This is a genomic window from Gordonia cholesterolivorans (genome assembly GCF_039531975.1).
GTDB classification, from domain to species: domain Bacteria; phylum Actinomycetota; class Actinomycetes; order Mycobacteriales; family Mycobacteriaceae; genus Gordonia; species Gordonia sihwensis.
In genome coordinates, this window is the sequence record NZ_BAAARB010000003.1 from 160,096 (window position 1) to 186,429 (window position 26,334).

Sequence of the window (26,334 nt, forward strand, 5' to 3'; positions counted from 1 at the left end):
GCGGCGCCGCCGGGGATCGGGTCACGATCCCCGGCGGACTCGTCTCACGGGCGTCCCTCCAGCAGCCGTGCCAGGATGGGCCCGATCTGTGCCAGCGCGTGCTGTGTGGTCATGTCGTTGTGGCTCGCGTCCACGTCGAAGACCACGATCGCCTCGGCCGCATCGGTCCAGTCCTCGCTCGGATCGTCCCGCCGCAGCCGGCCCTGACGCGCCGCGAAGTAGTCCACCCGGCCGTCGAAGAGCTGCGGGCGGTACGACTCGATCTGCCGCGCCACCAGATCGGTGTCCGGCAGCATCGCCCGCAGGTCCTTGCCGACCAATGAGGGCGGCAGGCCCGGCATCTGCGGAAGCAGTTCGAACAACCGCTCGGTGCTGACACCCTCGAGTCCGGCGAGCATCGACGAATCGAAGCCGAGTCCGGCGAGCACCTCGCCCATGTTGTCCGCGGCGGCTGCCTCACCGACCTCCGACAGCGACAGGTGGCTGTCGAGCATCGCCAGGGTCGCCACCTGCTGACCGTCGGCCCGCAGTGCGACGGCCATCGCGTGCGCGATGACACCGCCGAGCGACCAGCCGAGCAGGTGGTACGGACCCTCCGGCTGCACCTCGCGGATCTTCGCCAGGTACAGCGCCGCCACCTCTTCCACGGTCTGCGGCATCTCACCGCCGGACAGCACCGGCGACTGGATGCCGTACACCGGACGGTCGGGGAGGTATCCGGTCAGCCCGCCGTACGACCACGACAGGCCGATGAACGGATGGACGCAGAACAGCGGGGCGGCCCGGCCCTCGGTCCGGAGCGGGAGCAGCACCTGCAGATCGTCACCGGTGTCCTCGGCACCGAGCTCCGAGAGCCGTTCGGCGATCCGGCGCGGTGTCGCATCGGCGAACATCCACTGCATCGGCACCCGCAGGCCGAGTTCGTCGCTGATCAGGCCGACGAGCCTGGTCGCGAGCAACGAATGACCGCCCAGATCGAAGAAGCCGTCGTCGATTCCGACGTCGGTGGTGCCCAGCACCCGCTCGAACGCGTCCACCAGCATCTGCTCCTCGTCCGTGGACGGCGGGACGTACGGCGCACGTTCGGCGAACTCCGGCACCGGCAGAGCCTTCCGGTCGATCTTGCCCGCACCGGTCAGCGGCACGTGATCGATCGCGACCACCGCCGCCGGAACCATGTACGCGGGCAGCGTGCGGGCGACGAACTCGGACAGGGCGTCGGGATCCACCGCCGCCCCCTCCACGGGCAGGACGTAGGCGGCCAGCACGGTCTGTCCGCCCGGTCCGGGAACGCCGATGACGTGTGCGAAGTCGACGCTCGGGTGCGCGCTCAGCGCGGACTCGATCTCGCCGAGCTCGATGCGGAACCCTCGGATCTTGACCTGGAAGTCGGACCGCCCGACGTAGTCGAGCACCCACTCGTCTCCGCTCAGCTCGCCGCCCGGAATCCAACGGACCACGTCGCCGGTGCGGTACATGCGGTCACCCGGCTCTCCGAACGGATTCGGCACGAACCGCTCGGCGGTCAGACTCGGGCGCCGGTGATAGCCGCGCGCCAGACCCGGCCCCATCAGGTACAGCTCGCCGACCACGCCCGCGGCCACCGGCCGCAGGTTCGCGTCGAGCACCACTGCCCCGAAACCGGCACGCGGCGCACCGATCGTGACTCGCTGCCCGGCCTCCACGGCGATCCAGTTGGACCAGACCAGCGCTTCGGTGGGGCCGTACACGTTGACGAACAGGCGTCCCGGCGCCCAGCGCTCCACCAGCTCCGGCGGGCACGCCTCGCCGCCCACCGCGACGACGCGGAGATCGTCGAGTCCGGCCGGGTTCACCGAGGCCAGCGCACCCGGAGTCATCAGCAGGTGGGTCACCCGCTCGGCGCGCAGGAGGTCGGCGAGTTCGGCTCCGCCGAACACCTCCGGCGGGGCGACGACCATTGTCGCGGCCGCGCCGAACGCGATCAGGTACTCGCCCACCGAACCGTCGAAGCTCGGCGAGATGACGTGCAGCATCCGGTCGCCCGGAGCGATCGCCATCCGCACCCGCGCGTCCTGCGCCGATCCGGCCACGTCCCGATGGACCACCACGACGCCCTTCGGCATACCCGTCGACCCGGACGTGTAGATCATGTACGCGGCGGTCTCCGGCCGGATCGGCCGCAGTCGCACCTCGTCGGTGACCGGACCGGCCGGCCGGCCCTGGATCTGCGCGTGGTGCGCGGGATCGTCGAGGACGATCCACTCCAGTCCGCCGCTCGGGCCGCCCCGATGCGCGGTCACGGTGAGCCCGAGGACCGATCCGGAGTCGGTGAGCATGTGCTCGATGCGGTCGGTCGGATAGTTCGGGTCCACCGGCAGGTACGCCGCGCCCGATTTGACGACGGCCCACACCGCGGCCACCGACTCCACCGAGCGGCCGATCGCGATCGCCACGACGTCCTCGGTACCGACGCCGCGTGCCATCAGCTCGCGGGCCAGCCGGTTGGAGTACTCGTCGAGTTCGCGGTACGTGACCGAGCGCTCCCGCGCGACGACGGCGAGCGCGTCCGGGTCGACCGCCGCGGCGGCGGCGAACATGTCCGCCATCGACGCGTACGGGTAGGCCGCGCGTCCGGTCGCCGGCACCAGGGCGGCGCGCTGCGCCGGGTCCATCAGGTCCAGCTCCACCACTCGCGCCGTCTGCTGCTCGGCGAACGCGGTGATCGCCCCCACCAGGACGTCCATCACGCCCTGTGCCCGCTCCGGCGAGAAGGCGCCGTCGAGGTACTTGAGCCGCAGCACCAGCGAGTCCGTGTACTCCGCGGCCAGCGCCAGCGGGTAGTGGACCGTGTCGGTGCCCGTCAGACCCTCCACCGTCATTCCGTCGATGTCGCCGCCCTCGCCCGCCTCGACGTCGGGGTACGACTCGAACACCGCGAGGGTGTCGAACCCGGCGCCCGGCCCGGCGACCGCCTGAATCTCCGGCATGCCGACGTAGTGATGGTCGAGCAGATCGGTCTGTTCGGTCTGGATGCGTGCGAGCAGATCCTCGAGCCGCTCCCCGCCGCGGATGCGAACCCGCACCGGCAGGGTGTTGATGAACAGGCCGATCATCTCCTCGACGCCGTCGAGCTGCGGTGGCCGTCCCGAGACGGTGGCGCCGAAGACGACGTCGTCGCGTCCGGTCAGCGCCGACACCACGAGTGCCCATCCCGCCTGCACCACGGTGTTCATCGTGAACCCGCGGTCGCGGCCCAGGGCGTTGAGTCGCTGCGACAGTTCGGCGTCCAGCGTCACCGCGAGCTCACGGGACGACGATCCGTGGTCGACCGCGTCGCCGACCACCAGGGTCGGCTCGTCGACGCCGTCGAGGACGTCCCGCCACACCGACAGCGACTGTGCGCGGTCCTGCTTCGAGAGCCACACCAGGAAGTCCCGGTACGACCGCGCGGGCGGCAGGTGGGTCGCGTCGCCGTGCGTCGCGTAGAGCACGAACAGCTCCCGCAGGAACAGCGGCGTCGACCAGCCGTCGACCAGTGCGTGATGGACCAGGACCGCCAGCCGGTGATCGCCGTCGGCCATCTCGACGAGGGTGAAGCGCAGCATCGGCGGCCGGGACAGATCGAATCCGCTCCGCCGGTCGTCGTCGAGCAGACGCCGCAGCGCCTCATCCCGTTCGGCTTCGGGCACCTGCGTCATCGACACCGATCGGAAGGGCAGTTCCACTCCGTCGAGCACCACCTGTGCCGCGACACCCGCGTCGTAGCTGAAGGCCACGCGCAGGTTCGGGTAGCGGTCCAGGATCGCCTGCCCCGCAGCGCGGAGCCGGTCGGCGTCCACCCGGCCACCGAGCTTCAGCACCATCTGGACCTGGTAGAAGTCCTCGTCGTCGGTCGCGATCTGCGACTGGTAGACGAGACCCTCCTGCAGCGGCGACAGCGACCACACGTCGTCGACGCCGCCGTAGGCGCTCTCCCAGGCGTCGATCTGACGCTGGCTCACCGACACCAGGTCGAAGTCCGACGGGGTGTGCCCACCCGCGTCGGCCCGGTCGGTGTGCCGCGCGAGAGCCGTCAGCGCCGCCACCCACAGATCGGCCAGGCGCGCCACCTCGTCGCGGGTCAGGACGCCACCGGCGTACGCCCAGTCGGCCGTCAGCGACGAACCGACCGCGACCGCGTTCACGTCGAGCAGCGCAGGCACCACCATGTCGGGGTTGCGCGTGCCGCCGAGATTCACGGCCTCGCCCCGCTGCTCGGCTGCCTGCGGTGTCTCGCCGGCGCGCCGTCCGAGGTAGTTGAACCCGATCTGCGGTGTGCGCAGCGTGGACAGACGTGCCGCCGTCTCCGGGTTCATCCTGCGCAGCAGACCGTAGTCGACGCCTCGATCGGGTACGGCGGCCAACTGCTCCTTGACCGCCTTCACCGCCCGTCCCAGCTCGGGTCCCGCGGCGAAGGCGTCGTCCAGGTCGATGCCGGAGACGTCGAGCCGGACCGGATACTGCGAGGTGAACCAGCCCACGGTCCGCGACAGGTCCGCGCCGGGGAGCAATTGCTCCTCGCGGCCGTGGCCCTCCAGCGTCACCAGTGCCGTCGACTCGTCGACACCGCGTTCGGCTCGCCAGGCGACCAGCGCCAGGGCCAGCGCCGTCAGCAGTGAATCGTCCACCGATCCGTGGAAGGCCTCGGGCACCCGGTTCAGAACGGCGTCGGTGACGTCGTCGGGAACCACCACGCGGAACTCCTCCACGGTCTCGACGAGGTCGAGCGCCGGGTCGAGCGGGCGCGAGCCCAGATCCGGGTCGGGGCCCTCGAGCACCGACTCCCAGAAGTGGGCGCGATCGGCCGCATCGTCGGTCGAGGCGAGGTCGGCGAGTCCGTGCATCCAGCGCCGGAAGGAGGTTCCCACCTCGGGCAACTGCACCGGTTCTCCGCTCGCGATGCGCCCCCAGGCCACCGTGAGGTCGGCGGCCAGGATGGGCCACGACACCCCGTCGACCGCGAGGTGGTGGACCACCACGAGCAGGTGGCCGAGCCCGTCGGCGTCGTCGCCGACCAGCCACACGGCCTGGACCATCCGGCCGGCCCATGGATCGAGCCGGGTGCCGGCCGCCTCGAGTGCGGCGGACGCCGCGGCGGTGAACTCTCCCGAGTACCGCACCTGCGTCAGGATGCCGGACGGATCGACCGACCCGGCCTCCGCCACGTGCAGCGAGGTGACGCCGTCGGCGTCCACCAGACGGGCACGCAGCATGTCGTGATGGTCGACGACCGCGCCGAGCGCCGCGGTCAGATCCTCGAACGCGGCGGTGCGCGGCAGCGCCAACACTTCGGCCTGCGAGAACCGCGAGTAGCTGCGCCCGTGCTCGATCATCCACCGGCCGATCGGCGGCATCGGAACGTCGCCGACCCCGCCTCCCGGCAACTCGTCGAGGGTCACCAGCTCCGCCGCCTCGGCGGCCACCGCCAGCGCGGCCACCGTGCGGTGCTCGAAGACCATCCTCGGCGTGAGCAGGATCCCCGCGCTCTTGGCCCGCGACACGAGCTGGATCGCCATGATCGAGTCGCCGCCGAGGGTGAAGAACGAATCGTCCACACCGACTCGCTCGGCGCCGAGGAGTTCGGCGATCAGCTGCGCCAGGACCGCCTCGGTGTGGGTGGAGGGCGCACGGTAGGTCTGCGACCGCGACTGCGTGTCGGGTGCAGGCAGCGCCTTCCGGTCGAGTTTGCCCGAGGCGTTCAGCGGAAACGCCGGCAGCACCATGAGCACCGCGGGAACCATGTACTCCGGCAACCGCACCGACAGTGCCGCGGTGAGCGCGTCGACGTCGAGGCTCTCCCCCGCAGCGGCCGTCACGTAGCCGACCAATTGCGCAGCGCCGGGGATGTCTTCGCGCACCAGCACCACGGCCTGTGCCACACCCGGCTGCTCCAGCAGGACCGACTCGATCTCGCCGAGCTCGATCCGCAGTCCGCGCAGCTTCACCTGGAAGTCGGTGCGCCCGATGTAGACCAGCTCGATGCCCTCACCGTCCGCGGTCCGCACCCATTTGACGAGGTCACCGGTGCGGTACATCCGCTCGCCCGGCGCATGCGGGTCCGCCACGAAGCGGTCCGCCGACAGATCCGGGCGTCCGACGTAACCGCGGGCCAACTGCACGCCCGCCAGATACAGCTCACCGGCCACCCCGATCGGCACCGGGTTCAGGCGTGCGTCGAGCACGTGCAGCCGGGTGTTCCACACCGGCCGGCCGATCGGCACGGTCACCGTGTCGGAGGCGGTGTACTCGTGGAACGTCACATCCACCGACGCCTCGGTGGGACCGTACAGGTTGTGCAGTCGCGCCGGACTCAGCGCGGCGAAGGCCTGTGCGGCTTGCGGGGTCAGCGCCTCACCCGAGCAGAACACCTGCCGCAGCGACGGAACCCGACCGGGCTCCACGAGCGAGGTGAACGCGGAGAGCATCGACGGCACGAAGTGCGCAGTCGTCACCGACTCGGCCTCGATGAGATCGGCGAGGTACTGCGGGTCGCGATGGCCGTCCGGGCGGGCGATCACCAGGGACGCACCGACCTGCAAGGGCCAGAAGAACTCCCACACCGACACGTCGAAGGTCGACGGCGTCTTCTGCACCACCGCATCGTCCGAGGTCAGCGGGTAGGCCGACTGCATCCACGCGAGCCGGTTGACCACACCGGAGTGCGGGACCGCGACGCCCTTCGGGCGCCCCGTGGACCCGGAGGTGTAGATCACGTACGCGATGTTCGTTCCGCGCAACGGTGCGAGCCGTTCGGAATCGGTCACCGGACCGTCGGGGTAGTCGTCGACGTCGATCGCACCCAGCGTCCACACCGGGACACCGTCGGGCACCTCGAGGTCCACGCCTGTGTCGGCGAGCACCACCTGCGGTGCCGCCGATTCGAGGACGTACTGGGTTCGCTCGGCGGGGTGGTCCGGGTCGACCGGCACGTACGCACCGCCCGCCTTGATCACCGCGTACATGCCGACCAGCAGGTCGAGCGAGCGGCGCGCCGCCAGGGCGACGTGCACGTCCGGTCCCACACCGGCGTCGATCAGCTTCCGCGCCAGGGCATTGGCCTGAGCGTCGAAGTCCGCGTACGACAGTCGTCGGCCCTCGAAGACCAGTGCCTCGGCGTCCGGCGTCCGCGCGACCTGCGCGTCGAACAGGTCCGCGAGCGTCGCGGGGACGAGATCGTGCCCGGTGGCGTTGACCGCGGCGAGTGCCGAACGGTCGTCCTCGCCGGCGAGCGGCGCATCGCCGACCGCCGCGTCCGGATCGGCGACCAGTGCCCGCAGCACCCGGACGAAGGCGTCGCCGAAACCGCGCACGGTGGACTCGTCGAACAACGCCGTCGCGTAGCCGAACGAGACCGCGATCTCCGCCGGGCTGCCGTCGTCGGCGTATCCCTCCTCGACGCCGATCGACAGATCGAACCTCGCCGGTTCCGGTCCCGAGCCGACCGCCGAGACCGTCAGGCCCGGCAGTTCCAGGTCTTCGCGCTCGAGGTTCTGGAACGAGAGCATCACCTGGAACAGCGGCGAGTGCGCGGTCGACCGTTCGGGATCGAGAACCTCCACCAGACGTTCGAACGGGATGTCGGCGTTGCCGAACGCCGCCAGGTCGAACTCGCGAACCTGGTCGATCAACTCGGCGTACGTGATGCCGGGCTCCACCTGGGCACGCAGCACCAGGGTGCCGACGAACATGCCGACGAGATCGTCGAGCGCGGCGTCTCCACGGCCCGCGGTGGGGGTGCCGACGGCGATGTCCGACGACCCCGACAGCCCCGCGAGCAGCGCCGACAGCGCGGCGTGGACGACCATGAAGACGCTCGCCCCGCGATCCCGCGCCACCTCGATCAGGCCGCGGTGGGTGTCCGCGTCGACGGTGACCGCCACCGCGCCGCCGTCGAGCGACTGCACGCGCGGGCGCGGCCGATCGGCGGGCAGCTCGATCTGCGCGGGCAGATCGGCGAGTGCCTCGGTCCAGAAGGCCAGCTGACGTGCCGCACGCGACTGCGGGTCGCGCTCATCGCCGAGGAGTTCCCGCTGCCAGACGGCGAAGTCCGCGTACTGCACCGGAAGCGGCGTCCACTGCGGCGCCATGCCCGCGGCACGGGAGGCGTACGCGACCATCACGTCGCGCACCAACGGTGCGGTCGACGAGCCGTCGCCGGAGATGTGATGGATCACGACCACTAGCACGCGCTCGTCGGGTGCCGCCTCCAGCAGTTCCATCCGCAGGGGCGGCGCCGCTGTGACGTCGAAGCCGCGGGCCGCGAACGCGGTCACCTCGTCGACGATCCGGTCGGCGGACACCTCGATCACCGGCAGATCGGGAACGGTGTCGGCGGGCAGGATCACCTGATGCGGTTCGCGGCCGACGGCCGGGTACACCGTGCGCAGCGTCTCATGCCGCGCGACCACGTCGGCGATCGCCGCACGCAGCGCGTCCACGTCGAGTTCGCCCGTCAGACGCACCGCGAGCGGGATGTTGTACGCGGCCGACTCGGGATCGAACTGGTTCAGGAACCACATCCGTCGCTGCGCCGGCGACAACGGGATCCGGTGCGGGCGATGGACCGGGACCAGCGCGGGGCGGTCCGCTCCCGAGCCGCGCCGGGCGTCGATCAGCGCGGCCAGACCGGCCACCGTCGGTGCGTCGAACACGTCGCGAACCGCGAGGTCGGCGCCGAGCACCGCGTTGACGCGCGCCGTGACGCGCGTGGCCGACAGCGAGTTGCCGCCGAGATCGAAGAACCCGTCGGTCGATCCGGCGCGGGACACGCCGAGCACCTCGGCGAAGACGCCCGCGAGGATCTCCTCGGTCGGGGTGCGCGGCGGCACATAGGTTCCGGCCGTCTCGGTGATCTCGGGGGCGGGCAGCGCCCGGACGTCGAGCTTGCCCGCGGGGGTCAGCGGAATCTCGTCCAGAATCACGATCGCGGCGGGCACCATGTAGCCCGGCAGCCGCTCGCCGGCGAACGCCAGAAGTTCACGCACTGCGAGCTCCTCGCCGTTCGAGGGCAGCACGTACGACACGAGCAGGGTGTCGCCGCCGTCGGTGACGTGACCGCTGGTGTGCACGAACTCCACCGCCGTGTGGGCGGCCAGCACGGCGTTGATCTCGCCGAGTTCGATACGGAAGCCGCGGACCTTGACCTGCTGGTCGGAGCGGCCGAGGTACTCCAGGGACAGTCCGCGCTCAGCCTCGACCCAGCGAACGAGGTCGCCGGTGCGGTACATGCGCGCCCCGTTCCCGCCGTACGGGTTCGCGACGAATCGCTCGGCGCTCAGACCGAGTCGATCGTGGTAGCCGCGCGCCAGAGCCGGCCCCGCCACGTACAGCTCACCGGGCACGCCGACGGCCACCGGCCGCAGCCGGGCGTCGAGCACGAGTGCTTCCACACCGCGGTTCGGCGACCCGATGGTGACGGGTTCGGCGGGCTGCAGCGGCCCGTCGATCGTGACCGAGATAGTCGCCTCGGTGGGACCGTACATGTTGAACATGCGGCGCCCGGGCGCCCAGCGGGCGACCAGTTCGGGCGGGCAGACGTCGCCGCCGACGCCAATCATCTCCAGCTGGTCCATGCCCGTCTCGTGGACGGAGGCGAGCGCGGCCGGAGTGATGAAGGCGTGCGTCACATCGTGACGCCGCAGCAGCTCGGCCAGGTCGTCGCCGCCGTACACCGAGGTCGGTGCGATCACGAAGGTGGCACCGGCCCCGAAGGCCAGCAGGTACTCCAGCACCGACGCGTCGAAGCTCGGCGATGCGAAGTGCAGGACCCGCGAACCCGGCCTGGTTCCGCAGCGCTCCCGCAGTTCGGTCGCGAAGTTCATCAGGCCCTCGTGGGTCACCGCGACGCCCTTGGGCAGACCGGTGGAGCCGGAGGTGTAGATGAGGTAGGCGGTCTGCGCGACGTGCAGCGCGGCTGTGCGCTCGGCATCGGTGATCGCCGCGGCCGAGGCCGCGTCCACCGCGCTCGCGGTGTCCGCGTCGTCGAGTGTGAGCCATCGGCCGACGGAGCCGAAGGCGTCGCGCCAGGCCGATGTCGTCACGCCCAGGACCGCACCGGAATCGGTCAGCATGTGTGCGATGCGGTCGGCCGGGTATCCCGGGTCCACCGGCAGGAAGGCCGCGCCGGACTTGGCGATGGCCCACATGGCCACGACGGAGTCGATCGAGCGCGCCATGCCGAGCGCGACCACGGTCTCCGGGCCCGCGCCGCGGGCGATCAGCACCCGCGCCAGCCGGTTGGAGCGTTCGTCGAGTTCGGCGTAGCCGATGGCCTCGTCGCCGAGCACCAGTGCGGTGGACGCGGAGTTCGCCGAGGCCGTGGACGTGAGCATCTCGGCGAGGGTCGCCGGTCCGGCCGGTGCGGCGCCGCGGACCGGTGCGAGCGCCTCGATCTCGGCGTCCTCGAGGAGTTCGATGTCGCCGATCCGCACCCGGGCGTCCGCAGCCACCGCGGCCAGGATGCGCGTGAGGCGGTCGCTGAACGCCCGGACGGAGCTCTCGTCGAAGATGTCGGTGGCGTAGCCGAAGGTCAGCGCGAGCCCGGCCGGACGACCGTCGTCGTCGAAGCGCTCACGGTACGACAGTTCGAGGTCGAACTTCTCCACGTGGGTGTCGTCGGCCAGCCCGGTGACCGTGAGCCCCGGGAGCTCGAACCGCTCCTCGCCGATGTCCTCGGTGGACAGCACCACCTGGAACAGCGGCGAATGCGCGCTGGAGCGCACCGGATCGAGGATGTCGACCAGCCTCTCGAACGGCAGGTCGGCGTTGGCGAAGGCACCGAGGTCGGCACCCCGGGTCTGCGACAGCAGATCGGCGAAGCCGGCGTCCGGTTCCACCTGGGTGCGCAGCACCAGGGTGTTGACGAACATGCCGATCAGATCGTCGAGGGCGCGCTCACCGCGGCCCGCGATCGGCGTGCCGATCGCGATGTCGGAGCTGCTCGACAGTCGCGCGAGCAGTGTCGCCAGCGCCGCGTGGACCACCATGAACATGGTGGCGCCGCCCTCGGACGCGATGTTCCGCAGGCCGTCGTGGACCCGCGCGTCGAGTTCGAAGCCGACGCTCGCGCCCTGCTGCGACCGGTCCGCCGGACGCGGCCGGTCGGTCGGCAGGTCGAGAACCTCGGGAAGGCCCGCGAGCGTGCTCTGCCAGTACTGCACCTGCTGTGCCGCCAGCGACGCCGGGTCGTCCTCCGCCCCCAGCAGCGACCGCTGCCAGATCGCGAAGTCGGCGTACTGGACCTGCAGCGGCGCCCAGCCGGGCTCCGAGCCCGCCGAGCGCGCCAGGTACGCCACCATGACGTCACGTGCCAGCGGCGCCGTCGACGAGCCGTCGCCGACGATGTGGTGGACCACGAACGCCAGCACGTGCTCGTCGGGGGCGATCCGGTACAGGGCCACGCGCAGCGGGGCCTGAGCCGTCACGTCGAAGGGCGCCAGCGCGAAGTCTCGGACGACACCGGCGATCTCGCCGGCGGCCACGTCGACCGGTGCGAGGTCGCCGAGGACCTCGTCGGCGGGCCGGATCGACTGGTAGGGGCCGTCGTCTCCGGCCGGGAAGACCGTGCGGATCGACTCGTGCCGGATCACCACGTCCCGGACGGCCTGAGCCATCGCCGAGGTGTCGAGTTCGCCCGACAATCGCACGGCCAGCGGGACGTTGTACGCCGCCGACTCCGGGTCGTACCGGTTCAGGAACCACATGCGCTGCTGCGCGAGCGAGAGCGGGATCCGCTCCGGGCGCGGCTGCGGCGCCAGTGCGGGGCGGGTCCGGCCGGTGCCGGTCCGCTCGGCCGTCTCGGCGAGCCCGCCGACGGTCGGTGCGTCGAACAGGGCGCGCACGCCGAGGTCGGAGCCGAGAGCCTCGTTGACCCGAGCGATCACCCGGGTGGCGACCAGCGAGTTGCCGCCGAGCGCGAAGAAGTCGTCGGTGACGCCGACCCGATCGAGGCCGAGCACCTCGGCCACCACTCCCGCGACGACCTCCTCGACCGGCGACCGCGGAGCCACGTACTCGCCCGCGTCCGCCTCGAGGTGCGGCGCCGGGAGAGCGCGTCGATCGAGTTTGCCGCTGGCGCCCAGCGGCATCTCGTCGAGCGCGACGAATGCGGCGGGCACCATGTACGCGGGCAGTCGCGTCCCGAGGTACGTCTTCAGTTCGCCCGCGTCGAGAGCCTCGACGCCGGCTGCGACCACGTACGCGACCAGCTGATCGCCGACGTGGTCATCGTGATGGAGGATCACGGCCGTCTGGTCCACCTCGGGGTGGCTCGCCAGCGCCGCCTCGATCTCGCCCAGCTCGATGCGCAGGCCGCGCAGCTTCACCTGGAAGTCGGTGCGCCCCAGGAACTCCAGCCGTCCGGCGTGGTTCCATCGCACCAGATCGCCGGTGCGGTACATCCGGGTGCCGTCGGCCGCGAACGGATCGGCCACGAACCGTTCGGCCGTCAGATCGGGGCGGCCGAGGTACCCGCGGGCCAACTGGACGCCGGTCAGGTACAGCTCGCCCGCCGAGCCCACGGGAACCGGGTGCAGACGGTCGTCGAGCACCAGAGCGCCGGCGTTCCACGACGGACGCCCGATCGGCACCGTCGCGACCTCGCCGAGCGCTTGGACCGCCGGCTCGAACAGGATGCCGACGGTGGTCTCCGTCGGACCGTAGGTGTTGTCGATGACGGTGCCGGTGGCCGCGGTGAACTCCTTCAGGAGTCCGGCCGACAGTTCCTCGCCGCCCGCCACGACGTACTCGAGCGAGTCGAGTGCGGATGCGTGGCCCGCGGTGAGGAACGCGCTGAGCAGCGACGGAACGAACTCCGCGACGGTGACCCGCTGCTCGGCGATGAGTCGGGCCAGATAGTCCGGGTCGCGGTGTCCGCCCGGAGCGGCCACGACGACGCGACCGCCCACCTGGGTGACCGCGAACGTCTCCCAGACCGAGACGTCGAAGGTCGCGGGAGCCTTCTGCACCACTCGGGACGACTCGTCCAGCGAGTACCGGTCGACGATCCACGCGAGGTAGTTCGCGATCGCCTGCTGGGTGAGTGCCACGCCCTTGGGGAGGCCGGTGGAGCCGGAGGTGTAGATCAGGTACGCGAGGTGGTCGCCGCGCAGCGGAACGATCCGGTCGGCGTCGGTCACCGGTTCCGGCGACAGACCCGCGACCGCTTCGTCCTCGAGGAGGATCGGCTCGACGCCGTCGGGCAGTGCCCCGCGGTCGGCCTCGGTGGAGATCACGACGGCCGGCTCGGCCGAGTCGAGCACGTAGGCCGAACGCTCGCGCGGCTGTTCCGGGTCGATCGCGACGTAGGCGCCGCCGGCCTTGGCGACCGCGTACATCGCGGTCAGCATCTCCACCGACCGCGACACGGCGATCGCGACCACCGTGTCCGGTCCCACGCCGGCGCCGATGAGCCGGCGCGCCCAGCGGTTGGCCTGCGCGTCGAAGTCCCGGTAGCTGATCTCGCGGCCCTCGTAGACGACCGCGACCGCATCCGGGGTGGCGGCCACCTGACGTTCGTAGCGCGCCAGCAGAGTCCGCTCGGCGACCTCGACGGCCGGGCCCGCGCCGTCGGCGAGCACCGCGGCGCGCTCTGCCTCCGACAGCCAGGCCGCGTCGCCCACCCGCTGTTCGGGATCGGCGGTCAGCGACGTCAGCAGCCGGACGAACCTCTCGGCGATCGTCGCGACGGTCGAGGCGTCGAACAGTTCGGTGGCGTAGACGAAGTAGGCGTACATCCCATTCGGCTCGCCGTCCTCGGTGACGGCGTCGCCGAGTGTCAGGTCGAGGTCGAACTGAGTCACCTCGACGCCCGGGTCGAGCGCACCGACCGTGAGCCCGGGCAGTTCGAGCTCGGCCCGCTGCTGATTCTGCAGTGACAGCGAGACCTGGAACAACGGGTGATGCGACGTCGAGCGCACCGGATTGAGCGCCTCGACGAGCTGCTCGAAGGGCACGTCGACGTGCCCGAACGCCGCGAGGTCGGACTGGCGCACGCGATCGAGCAATCCGGCGAAGGTCTCGTCGCCGTCGATCTGCGAACGCAGCACGACGGTGTTGACGAACATGCCGACGAGATCGTCGAGCGCGGCCTCGCCGCGGCCGCCGATCGGAGTGCCGACGGCGATGTCGGTCTCCCGAGCCAGCCGCGAGAGCAGCACCGCCAGCGCCGCGTGCACGACCATGAACGGCGTCGCACGATGCGCGGCCGCCAGGTCGGCCACCGCTCGGCGCACGTCCTCGCCGATCTCGAACACGTGCCGGGCTCCGGCCATCGACTGCTCCACCGGACGCGGACGGTCGGTGGGCAGGTCGAGTGCGTCGGGCAGGCCGGCGAGTTCGCTCCGCCAGAAGCCGATCTGCCGCGCGGCCACCGACTCCGGATCGTTCTCGTCGCCGAGGACCGCCCGCTGCCAGACGGCGTAGTCGGCGTACTGCACCTCCAGCGGCGACCAGCCGGGCGCCTCGCCCGCGGCGCGCGCCGTGTAGGCCACCATCACGTCCCGCGCCAGCGGTGCCATCGACATGCCGTCGGCGCTGATGTGATGGACCACCATCACCAGCACGTGCTCGGCGACGTCGGTGTCGGCCACCTGGAGCAGCCGCACCCGCACCGGCGGAGCGGCCGTCACATCGAAGCCTGAGCCGAGGACGTCCGCGACCGCGGGAAGCAGATCCGCCGCGTCGACGGCGACCGGTGTCAGGTCCACCGGGACCGCCGCGGTCGGCAGCACATCCTGGTAGGGCCCGTCGGCCGAGTCCGGGAAGCGGGTGCGCAGCGACTCGTGCCGCTCCAGCACGTCGGTGATCGCGGCGGCGAGGGCATCCACGTCGAGATCGCCGGTGAGGCGAATCGCCATCGGAATGTTGTATGCGGGCGACGACGGGTCGAACTGCGCGAGGAACCACATCCGCTGCTGAGCCAGCGAGAGCGGCACCCGGTCCGGTCGCGGCCCGGCGACCAGCGCCGGGCGCTCGGCGGTCCGGCCGGTCCGCTCGTAGCACTGGGCCAACTCGGCGGCCGACGGCGCGTCGAACAGGTCCCGCACGCCGAACTCGGCGTCGAGCGCCGCGTTGACGCGCGCCACCACCCGGGTCGCGACCAGCGAGTTGCCGCCCAGATCGAAGAAGCCGTCGTGAACGCCGACGCGGTCGACTCCGAGCACCTCGGCGAAGACGTCGACGATCGCCTGCTCGACCGCATCGCGCGGGGCGACGAACTCCGTCGCGGCACCTGCCGTGTCGGGGGCGGGCAGCGCTCGGCGGTCGAGCTTGCCGTTGGCCGTCAGCGGGAACGCGTCGAGCACGACGATCGTCGACGGGACCATGTACGCGGCCAGGAATCCGCTGACGTGGTCCAGCACCGCGCCGGGCTCCACGTGGGCGCCGGCCTCGGGCACCACGTAGCCGACGAGGCGGTCGCCGGTGTGCTCGTCGGTGTGCACGACCACCGCGGAGGCGGCCACACCGCGATACCGCATCAGCGCGGACTCGATCTCACCGAGTTCGATCCGGAATCCGCGCAACTGCACCTGGAAGTCGCTGCGGCCCAGATACTCCAGCTGTCCGTCGGCGTTCCAGCGGGCCAGGTCGCCGGAGCGGTACATGCGTTCGCCGGGCGCACCGAACGGATCCGCCACGAATCGCTCGGCCGACAGGTCGGGACGGCCGAGATAGCCGCGCGCCAGCTGGCCGCCGTGGACGTACATCTCGCCGACGACGCCCACCGGTGCGGGCTGCAGCCGGGAGTCGAGGACGTAGACGCCCATGCCCGGCAGTCCGCGCCCGATGACGCTGGCCTTGGACGCGCGGGCGAACTCGCGGTCGAGCGGCAGATAGCTGACGTGCACCGTGGTCTCGGTGATGCCGTACATGTTGACCAGCGCGACCTCCTGGTCGTCGTGCCGCTCGTACCAGCGCTCCAACTGCGCGAGGTCGAGCGCCTCGCCGCCGAAGACGACGTAGCGCAGCGCCAGATCGGGAACGGACTCCTCCCCCGCGCCCGCGACGCGGTCGGCTTCGGCCAGCTGATAGAAGGCCGACGGCGTCTGGTTGAGGACCGTGACGCGCTCGCGACGCAGCAGTTCGAGGAACTCGTCCGGCGAACGCGAGGTCAGGTAGTCGACGATCACCAGGGCGCCGCCGTGCAGCAGCGGGCCCCACAGCTCCCACACGGAGAAGTCGAAGGCGTAGCTGTGGAACATGGTCCACACGTCGGTCTCGTCGAAGCCGAAGTCGAGCTGGGTGTCGGCCATCAGCGTCAGCACGTCGACGTGGGGAATCACCACGCCCTTGGGTCGCCCGGTGGACCCCGACGTGTAGATGACGTACGCGGGATGCTGCGGGCGCAGCGGTGCCAGTCGGTCGGCGTCGGTCACCGGGCCCTCCGGCTGCGCCGCCATCCGCTCGGCGAGGTCCGGCGAATCGAGCAGCAGGACGGGCAGTTCGTGCGCGGGCAGGGACTCCGCGTCGGCGGCGGTGGACACGACCACCGTCGGACGGGCGTCGGCGAGCATGTACGACAGCCGGTCCTGCGGGTACGTGACGTCGACGGGCACGTATGCGCCGCCCGCGGTGACCACCGCGAGCAACGCCACGGCCAGGTCGGCCGTCCGCGGCATGGCGACCGCGACCAGCGACTCGGGCCCGACGCCCTCGGCGATGAGCACCCGGGCCAGACGGTCGACCCGTCCGGCCAGTTCCGCATAGGTCAGCCGCTCGCCGCCCGCGACCACGGCGGTCCGGTCGGCGTGGGCCGCCGCCTGCGCGGCGAACGCATCGGCCAGCGTGTCGGCCGTGGGCGCGACACCGGGCACGAAGCCCAGTCCCAGCACGTCGGAACGCTCGGCGTCGCTCAGCACGCCGATCGACGCGATCGGTGCCTCCGGCGTTTCGGCGAATGCGGTGAGCACCCTCTCCACGCGGTCGAGCACGGTCTCCGCCGCGGCGGCGTCGTACAGATCGGTCAGGTACTTGAGCTGCAGGTGGAGACGGTCGGCTGAACTCGCCACCAGCGTCAGCGGGTAGTGGGTGGAGTCCATGCCGCGCAGTCCGGTGACCCGCATGCCGTCGATGTCGGCGGCCTGCGCGAGGGCCTCGGAATCGACCGGGTACGACTCGAAGACGCTCAGCGTGTCGAATCCCGCGCCCGCGCCCACCGCGCGCTGGATCTCCGAGAGACCCAGGTAGTGGTGGTCGAGCAGTGCCGCCTGTTCGGCCTGCAGGCGCCGCAGGAACTCCTGCGCCGACTCCCCCGGACGCACCGTGACACGCACGGGCAGGGTGTTGATGAACAGGCCGATCATCGATTCCACGCCCGGAAGGTCCGCGGGCCTGCCGGAGACGGTGGTACCGAAGGTGACGTCGTTGCGACCGGTCTGCGCCGACAGCACCAGACCCCACGCCGCCTGGACGAGGGTGTTGAGGGTGATGCCGTGAGCCCGCGCCAGTGCGCCGAGGGTGGACGTCAACCCGGCGGGCAGCAGCCGTTCGGTGTCGGCGGAGTCGGCCGATGCCGCCGTCGCCTCGCCGGCGACGAGTGTCGGCTCGTCGAGTCCGTCGAACGCGGCGGCCCAGGCGGTCAGCGACGACCGGTGGTCGCGGTGCGAGAGCCACACGAGGAACTCGCGGTACTCGCCGACGACGGGCAGCGCCGAGCCGTCACCGGAGGCCGCGTACAGGAACAGCAGGTCCTTGAGCAGCAGCGGTGTGGACCAGCCGTCCAACAGGACGTGGTGGTTGGTCGAGAGCATCCGGTAGTCGGACTCGCCCAGTCGGGCGAGGGTGAACCGCAGCAGCGGCGGCGTCGCCATGTCGAAGCCGCGCCGGCGGTCGGCGGCCAGCAGATCGTCGAAGGCCGCTTGCGGGTCCGCGGCGGCCCGGAGGTCCACCTCGGCCCACGGCAGCCTCACGGCCGCGGGCACCACCTGGACGGGCAGTCCGTCGATCGAGTCGAAAGCGACCCGGAGGTTCGCATGCCTGCGCAGCAGTGCCTCGCCCGCCGCGCGGAGGCGGGCGGGATCGACCACGCCCTCCAGCGTGAGGACGGTCTGCACCATGTAGGCGTCGAGTTCGTCACCCGCGAACTGCGCGTGGAAGAGCAGTCCCTCCTGCAGCGGCGAGAGCGACCAGATGTCGGCCACGTCGCCGTGACGCTCCTCGACGGCCTCGACGGCTCGCTGGTCGAGCCGCACCAGCGGCAGATCCGACGGGGTGAGACCGCCGGCACCGGGCGCGTCCGCGTACCGGGTCAGAGCCGTGAGCGCCTCCACCCACAGATCTGCGATCTCGCGGACCTGTTCGGCGGTGAAGACACCGGTGGCGTAGGAGAAAGTGGCGCCCAGGCGCGTGCCGTCGGCGGAGTCGACCGCCGAGGCGTTGATGTCGAGCGCGGCCGGGAGGGCCATCGCGGCATCACGCGTGCCGCCCAGGCTTCCGGAGTCGCCGTCGAGCTGCCACGGGGCGTCGTCGACTGTCCCGGTGCCCGCGGAGACGCGGCCGAGGTAGTTGAAGCCGATCTGCGGCGTGCGCAGTCCGGCGAGCGCCGAGCGCCCCTCCTCGGTCAGATAGCGCAGCATGCCGTAGCCGATGCCGTTGTCGGGCACCGCGCGCAACTGCTCCTTGACCCGCTTGAGCGCGGCGCCGGCCGCCGGACCACCGGCCAGCGCGTCGTCGACGTCGAGTCCCGAGAGGTCGACGCGCACCGGGTACGAGCTGGTGAACCAGCCGACCGTGCCGGACAGGTCGGCGCCGGGGACGGCCTGCTCTTCGCGGCCGTGCCCCTCCAGCGTGACGAGTGCGCTCGGGGCGTGGACTCCCCGCGCCGCTCGCCACGCCGCGACGGCCAGTGCCAGCGCGGTCATCAGGGAGTCGGTCGCCGAGCCGTGGACCGTTCCCGGTACCCGGCCGAGGACGGCCTCGGCGATCTGCGGCGGCAACTCGATCCGCAGGTCATCGACGGTCTCGACGGTGTCGATCTCGGGGTCGGCGTACCGCGCACCCAGCGCGGGATCGTCGCCGGTCAGAGTGGAACGCCAGAACTCGAGTTCCCCGGCCCGCGACGGTGCGGCCTCGGCGAGGGCGTGGGCCCAGCGGCGGAACGACGTCGCCACCGGCGACAGTTCCGCCGTGGCCCCCTCGGTGACGCGGTACCAGGCCAGCGCGAGGTCGGGAACCAGCGACCGCCACGAGACACCGTCCACCACGAGGTGGTGGGCCAGGACCAGCAGACGGTCGCGCCCGCCGTCGGTGCGGTGCAGCCAGACGAACTGGGTCGTCACGCCGGACCGCGGATCGAGCCGGGCACCGGCGCGGCGCATCTGTTCCTCCGCGGCCGCGGCGAAGGCCTCGGTTCCGGGAGCGGCGTCGACGTCGACGCGGGTCAGCAGTCCGGCCGCCGGAACCGAGCCCACCGGGCCGATGGACAGACCGGTGGCGTCGGCAGCGGTTCCGGTACTCGTGACGAGGCGGGCGCGCAGGACGTCGTGGTGGTCGAGCAGCATGGCGATCGCGGCCGCCAGATCCGACTCCTCGACGGACTCGGGGAGCGTCAGGAGCACGGCCTGGGAGAACTCGTCGTACGCACGGAGGTCTTCGATCATCCAGTGCATGATCGGCGTCAGCGGTGCCTCGCCGACCCCGCCTCCCGGCAGCTCGTCCAGGCCGGCTGCGGCCTCGGCGGCGGCCACCCGCGCCAGCGCGGCGACGGTGCGGTGCTCGAAGACCTGGGCCGGACGCAGGACGATGCCCTCGCGCTTGGCGCGCGAGACCAGCTGAATGGCCATGATCGAGTCGCCGCCCAGCGCGAAGAAGGAGTCGTCCACACCCACGCGGTCGAGACCGAGCAGTTCGGCGACCAGATCGCAGAGCACGGTCTCGACACGGTCGGCCGGTGCGCGGTACTGCGTGACCGACTCGGTCCGGTCGGGCGCGGGCAGCGCCTTGCGGTCGAGCTTGCCCGAGGCGTTCAACGGGAACTCGTCGAGCGGCATCAGCACCGTGGGCACCATGTACTCCGGCAGGCGAGCCGAGATCGCCTCGGTGAGAGCGTCGACATCGAGTTCACCGGACGCGACGTCGCCGACGACGTAGCCGACGAGCTGCTGTGCGCCCGGAACGTCTTCGCGCACCACCACGACGGCTTGCGCGACCGTCGGCTGATCGAGCAGCGCCGCCTCGATCTCGCCGAGCTCGATGCGCAGACCGCGAAGCTTGACCTGGAAGTCGGTGCGGCCGATGTAGTCCAGTTCCAGCCCGCCGTCGGTCCGGACCCATCGGACCAGGTCGCCGGTGCGGTACATCCGCTCCCCGTCGGCCGCCGGGTTCGCCACGAAGCGGTCGGCGGTGAGGTCCGCGCGTCCCACGTAACCGCGCGCCAGCTGCACGCCGGCGAGATACAGTTCGCCTGCCACGCCGACCGGCACCGGATGCAGACGGTCGTCGAGGACGTGGACTCCGGTGTTCCACACCGGGGCGCCGATCGGCACGGCGGCCGTGTCGGCCGGGGTGACCTCGTGGTAGGTGACGTCGACGGCCGCCTCGGTGGGGCCGTAGAGGTTGTGCAGACGCGCATCGCTCAACGCCGCGAAGGCCTGCGCGGCCCGCGGCGTCAGTGCCTCGCCCGAGCAGAACACCTGGCGCAGCGAGCCGACCGATCCCGGAGCCACCGCCCCGGTGAACGCCGACAGCATCGACGGGACGAAGTGCGCGGTGGTGACCGACTCCGCCTCGAACAGCTCGGCGAGGTACAGCGGGTCGCGGTGCCCGTCCGGCTGCGCGATGACGAGCGACGCGCCCACCTGCAGCGGCCAGAAGAACTCCCACACCGACACGTCGAAGGTCGCGGGGGTCTTCTGCGCCACAACGTCGTCCGGGGTGAGCGCGTACTCGTGCTGCATCCAGGCGAGGCGATTCACGATCGCCGAATGCGGCACCGCGACGCCCTTGGGGCGGCCGGTGGAACCGGAGGTGTAGATGACGTACGCGGTGTTCGTCCCGCGCAGCGGCGCCGACCGCTCGGCATCGGTGATCGGCGCTGTCGACCATCCGTCGAGGTCCACCGTGTCGACGGTCCACACCGGCAACCCGTCGGGCGCGGGAAGGTCGGTGTCCGACGCCGTCAGCAGCACGGCGGGCGAGGCGGAGTCGAGCACGTACAGGGTGCGCTCGGCGGGATGGTCGGGATCGACCGGGACGTAGGCGCCGCCGGCCTTGACGATCGCGTACATCGCGGTGAGCAGTTCCAGCGACCGCGGAAGGCCGAGTGCCACCGGGACGTCCGGTCCCACGCCCGCGTCGATCAGCATCCGTGCGAGCGCGTTGGTCCGGGCGTCGAACTCCGCGTAGGTGAGGCTCTGCCGGGAGGCGCCGGAGCCGAACACCAGCGCCGTGGCGTCCGGAGTGCGCGCGGCCTGCGCGGCGAACACTCCCGCGAGCGTGCCCGGTTCCACCGGAGCAGCGGTCGTGTTGACCGCGGCCAGGTCGGCTCGGTCCTGCGCGGAGGTGACGGGCACGTCGCCGACGATGCGGTCGGCGTCGTCGCAGATCCCGTGCAGGACCGCGAGGTAGGCCTCGGCGAAGCGTTCGACGGTCGTCCGGTCGAACAGCGCCGTGGCGTAGCTGAACGTCGCGGGCAGATCGGCGGGCGACCCGTCGGCGTCCCGCCGGTCGGTCACGGTCAGCTGCAGATCGAACTTGGCGACATCGAAGTCGGAGGTGAGTCCGCTCACCGACAGACCCGGCAGGTCGAAGCTCGCCGGGGCGTTGTTCTGCATGGTGAACATCACCTGGAACAGCGGCGAGACCGCCGTCGACCGCGACGGCGCCAGCACGTCGACGAGTTGCTCGAAGGGCATGTCGGCGTGGGTGAACGCGGCGAGATCGTTCTGCCGGACCTGCGCCAGCAGGTCGGCGAAGCTCGCACCGCCGTCGACGCGGGTACGCAGCACCAGGGTGTTGACGAACACGCCGACCAACTCGTCGAGTGACTGCTCGCCGCGCCCGGCCACGGGCGTGCCGATCGCGATGTCGGATTCGCGGCCCAACCGGGACAGCAGCGCGGCGAAGGCCGCGTGCAGCACCATGAACAGGGTCGCGTCGTGCGCCTCCGCGACCTCGAGGAGCCGCCTGTGCAGGCGGGCGTCGATCGTGAACGGGCTGCCCGCACCGGCCGTCGACTGGACCGCCGGACGCGGCCGGTCCATCGGCAGGTCCAGCACCTCGGGCAGACCGGCGAGGCGATCGGTCCAGTAATCGCGCTGGCGCCCCAGCAGTGACTCCGGATCGTCCACGTCGCCGAGCGTCTCGCCCTGCCAGAGCGCGTAGTCGGCGTACTGGACCGGCAACGGCGACCACTGCGGCGCCGCACCGGCGGCACGCGCGGTGTACGCGACCATGATGTCGCGGGCGAGGGGCGCGACCGACGCACCGTCGGCCGTGATGTGGTGCATGGTGACCACGAGCACGTGCTCGCGGGGGCTCTGCTCCAGCAGCGCGATCCGCACCGGCGGCCGCGCGGTCACGTCGAAGCCCTCGGAGATCAGGTCGACCGCGCGCGCGACGACCTCGGCCTCGGTCACCGGGATCGGCGTGATGTCCACGCGAGAGGCCGGGAGAATCTCCTGGTAGGGACCGTCGGCGGAGTCCGGGTACACGGTGCGGAGCACCTCGTGACGCGCGAGCACGTCCTCCACTGCCTGTTCGAGGGCGGCGACGTCGAGTTCGCCGCTCAACCGCACGGCCAGGGGCACGTTGTACGCGGCCGACTCCGTGTCGAACTGATTGAGGAACCACATCCGGCGCTGGGCCAGCGACAGCGGAATCCGATCCGGACGCGGGCGGGCCGTGAGCGGAGGCCGCTCGTCGGCGGTCGCCGTCTCCAGATGGGCGGCGAACTCGGCCACCGTCGGGGCGTCGAACAGGTCGCGGACCCCGACGCGCACGCCGAGCGCCGCGCCGACGCGCGCGGTGACCTTCGTCGCCGACAGCGAGTTGCCGCCGAGGTCGAAGAACCCGCTGCTGACGCTGACGCGCTCGAGGCCGAGGACCTCGGCGAAGACGCCTGCGACGATCTCCTCGGTGAGGCTGCGGGGCGCCTGGTAGTCGCCCTCCTCGATGGTGAACGACGGCGCGGGCAGTGCCCGGCGGTCCAGCTTGCCCGCAGGCGTGAGCGGGACCTCGTCGAGTGCGACGACCTGAGCGGGAACCATGTACGCGGGCAGGAACTCCGCCGCGAACGATTTCAGCGCGACCTCGTCGACCACGTGTCCGGGAGCGGGCAGCACGTACGACACCAGCGCGGTGCCGCCGTCGGGTGCGGTGACGCCCTCCGTGGTGACGAATCCGACGCTGTCGTGGCACGAGAGCGCGCCGCTGATCTCGCCGAGTTCGATGCGGAAGCCGCGGACCTTGACCTGGAAGTCCGAGCGGCCGACGTACTCGAGCCGCCCGTCGCGCGTCCACCGGACCACGTCGCCGGTGCGGTACATCCGCTCGCCCTCGCTGAACGGGTTCGCGACGAATCGCTCGGCGGTCAGCCCGGCGCGATCGTGGTAGCCGGCGGCCAAGGCCGGTCCGGCGAGGTAGAGCTCACCGGCCACTCCCACCGGAGCCGGCCGGAGGCGGCCGTCGAGCACGGTCAGCCGGAAGCCGCGCGTCGGTGCGCCGATCGTGATCGGCGCACCCGCACGCAGGGGCTCGGACACCGTGCACCAGACGGTGGTCTCGGTGGGTCCGTACAGGTTCAGCATGGTGCGCTCGGGTGCCCAGCGGGCCACGAGTTCGGGCGGGCAGGCGTCGCCCGCCACGGCCAGCACGCGCAGGTCGTCCAGTCCCTGCGGATCGGCCGCGGCCAGCGCGGCCGGCGTGATGCAGGCGTGGGTCACCCGGTTCGCGCGCAGGAAGTCCGACAGTTCCACGCCGCCCAGCAGCCCCGCGGGCGCGACGACCATCGTCGACGCGCTGCCGAAGGCCATCATCATCTCGAACACCGAGGCGTCGAAACTCGGTGACGCGAACTGCAGCGACCGCGAGCCGGGGACCAGCTGCATGTGCGCGCGCTGCTCCGCGACCAGGTTCGCCAGTCCCCGATGGGTCACCACGACGCCCTTGGGCAGACCGGTGGACCCGGAGGTGTAGATGACGTAGGCCGGCGAGTCCACGCGCATGCGGCGCACCGGGGTCACCTCGGCGACCGACTCGGCCGCCAGCAGCGCATCGATCTCGTCGAAGACGATCCAGTCGACCTCACCGGAGAGCTCGGGACGCTCGGTCGACGTCGTGAGACCGATCCGTACACCCGAATCGGTCAGCATGTGCGCGATGCGGTCGGCCGGATAGCTCGGATCGATCGGCAGGAACGCCGCGCCGGTCTTGACGATCGCCCAGACGGCAGTCGCGGTGCGGATCGATCGCGGCATGGCGACCGCGACGTAATCGCCGGTGCCGATGCCGCGCTCGGCCAGCAGCCGGGCCAGCTGGTTCGACCGCTCGTCGAGCTGACGATAGGTGAGCGCCGCGGAGCCCTCCTCCACCGCGATCCGGTTCGGATCGTCGGCGACGGCGTCGGCCAGGATCTGCGGGAAGGTGCGGGGCGCCACGGACGCCGGGCCGGCGACCGCGCTAAACTCGTCGCTCTCGGTCGGCGACAGGATCGGGACGTCGCCGATCGGCACCGTCGGGTCCACGACCACGGTCGACAGGATGCGCACGAGCCGCTCCGCGAAGACCTGGACGGTCGACGCGTCGAAGAGGTCGGTGGCGTAGTCGAACGAGGCCCGCATCCCGGCCGGAGTACCCGATTCGTCGACGGTCTCGGCGACCGTCAGCTGCAGGTCGAACTTCGCGACGTCGGCGCTGATCTGCTCCGGCGCGATGGCCAGGCCCGGCAGCTCCACCGCGACCTCGCCCGCATTCTGGAAGTCGAGCGCCACCTGGAACAGCGGATGGTGCGACTGCGAGCGGGTGGGGCTGATCGCCTCGACCAGACGCTCGAAGGGCAGTTCGGTGTGCCCGAACGCGGCCAGGTCGGTGGCGCGCGTCTGAGCGAGGACACCGGCGAAGTCGACTTCGGGCTCCACCACGGTGCGCAGGACCAGGGTGTTGACGAACATGCCGACGAGCCCGTCGAGTTCGGGTTCCCCGCGGCCGGCGACCGCGGTGCCTATCGCGATGTCGGTGGTGGCCGACAGTCGGGCCAGCAGCACCGAGAGCGCCGCATGCATCACCATGAACGTCGACGCGCCGTGCGCGCGACCGATCTCGGTGACCGCGCGATGCACTTCACCGTCGATGGTGAACTCCACACGGCCACCGCGCATCGACGGACGCGCCGGGCGCGACCGGTCGGTGGGCAGGTCGAGCTGATCGGGGAGCCCGGCGAGCGCCTTGGTCCAGTAGGCCAGCTGGCGTGCACCGCGCGAGTGCGGGTCGTCCAGGTCTCCGAGGAGCTCACGCTGCCAGATCGCGTAGTCGGCGTACTGCACCGGCAACGGCGCCCAGTCCGGGGCGTGACCCGCTGCGCGGGCGGTGTAGGCGGTGATGACGTCGCGGACCAGCGGTGCCAGCGACGACGCGTCGGACGCGATGTGGTGCAGGACCAGCACGAAGACGTGATCGGTCACGTCCTCGCCCGGTTCCGCCACCCGCAGCAGAGCGGCGCGGATGGGGACCTCGGCGGTCACGTCGAAGCCTTCGGTGGCCAGCGCCGCGACGCGGCCCGCCACCTCGTCCGGGCCGACCCGGTCACGGATCAGGTCCAGTCCCGCCGATTCCGCGTCGAGGATCTGCTGGTGCCCGCCGTCCCCCGCATCGGGGTAGACGGTGCGCAACGTCTCGTGCCGCGCGACCACGTCGCCCAGCGCGGCGCCGAAGGCATCGGCGTCGAGCTCACCGGTGAGCCGGACCGCCAGCGGGATGTTGTACGCCGCCGACGAGGGGTCGAGCCGGTTGAGGAACCACATTCGCTGTTGCGCCAGAGACAGCGGTGCCCGCGCCGCCCGCTCACGCGGCGTCAGCGCCGGGCGGCCGTCGGCCGAGCCTCGAGACACGCGGGTGGCGAGTTCGGCGACGGTCCGTGCCTCGAAAAGATCCCGCACTCCCAGGTCGGAGCCGAACTCGGCGTTGATCTGCGCGACGACGCGCGTCGCGATCAGCGAGTTGCCGCCGAGGTCGAAGAAGTCGTCGGTGGCGCCGACGCGCTCGGCACCGAGCACCCGGCCGACCACCTCGGCCACGCCGACCTCCACCTCGCCCACCGGCGCGACGTGAACCGCCGCGCGGGTGAACTCCGGTGCGGGCAGCGCCTTGCGGTCGACCTTGCCG

The 26,334-nt window shown here is 71.5% G+C and carries 1 protein-coding gene (only partly in view); it reads right to left on the reverse strand.

From position 1 onward, the window contains the following. Positions 1–44: 44 nt before the first annotated feature. Positions 45–26,334: the 3' portion of a non-ribosomal peptide synthase/polyketide synthase gene (locus tag ABFX36_RS04205; protein ID WP_346075074.1), read on the reverse strand. It continues 16,994 nt past the right edge of the window; the window shows 26,290 of its 43,284 coding nt (coding positions 16,995–43,284); its start codon lies off the right edge, out of view; the stop codon is at positions 45–47.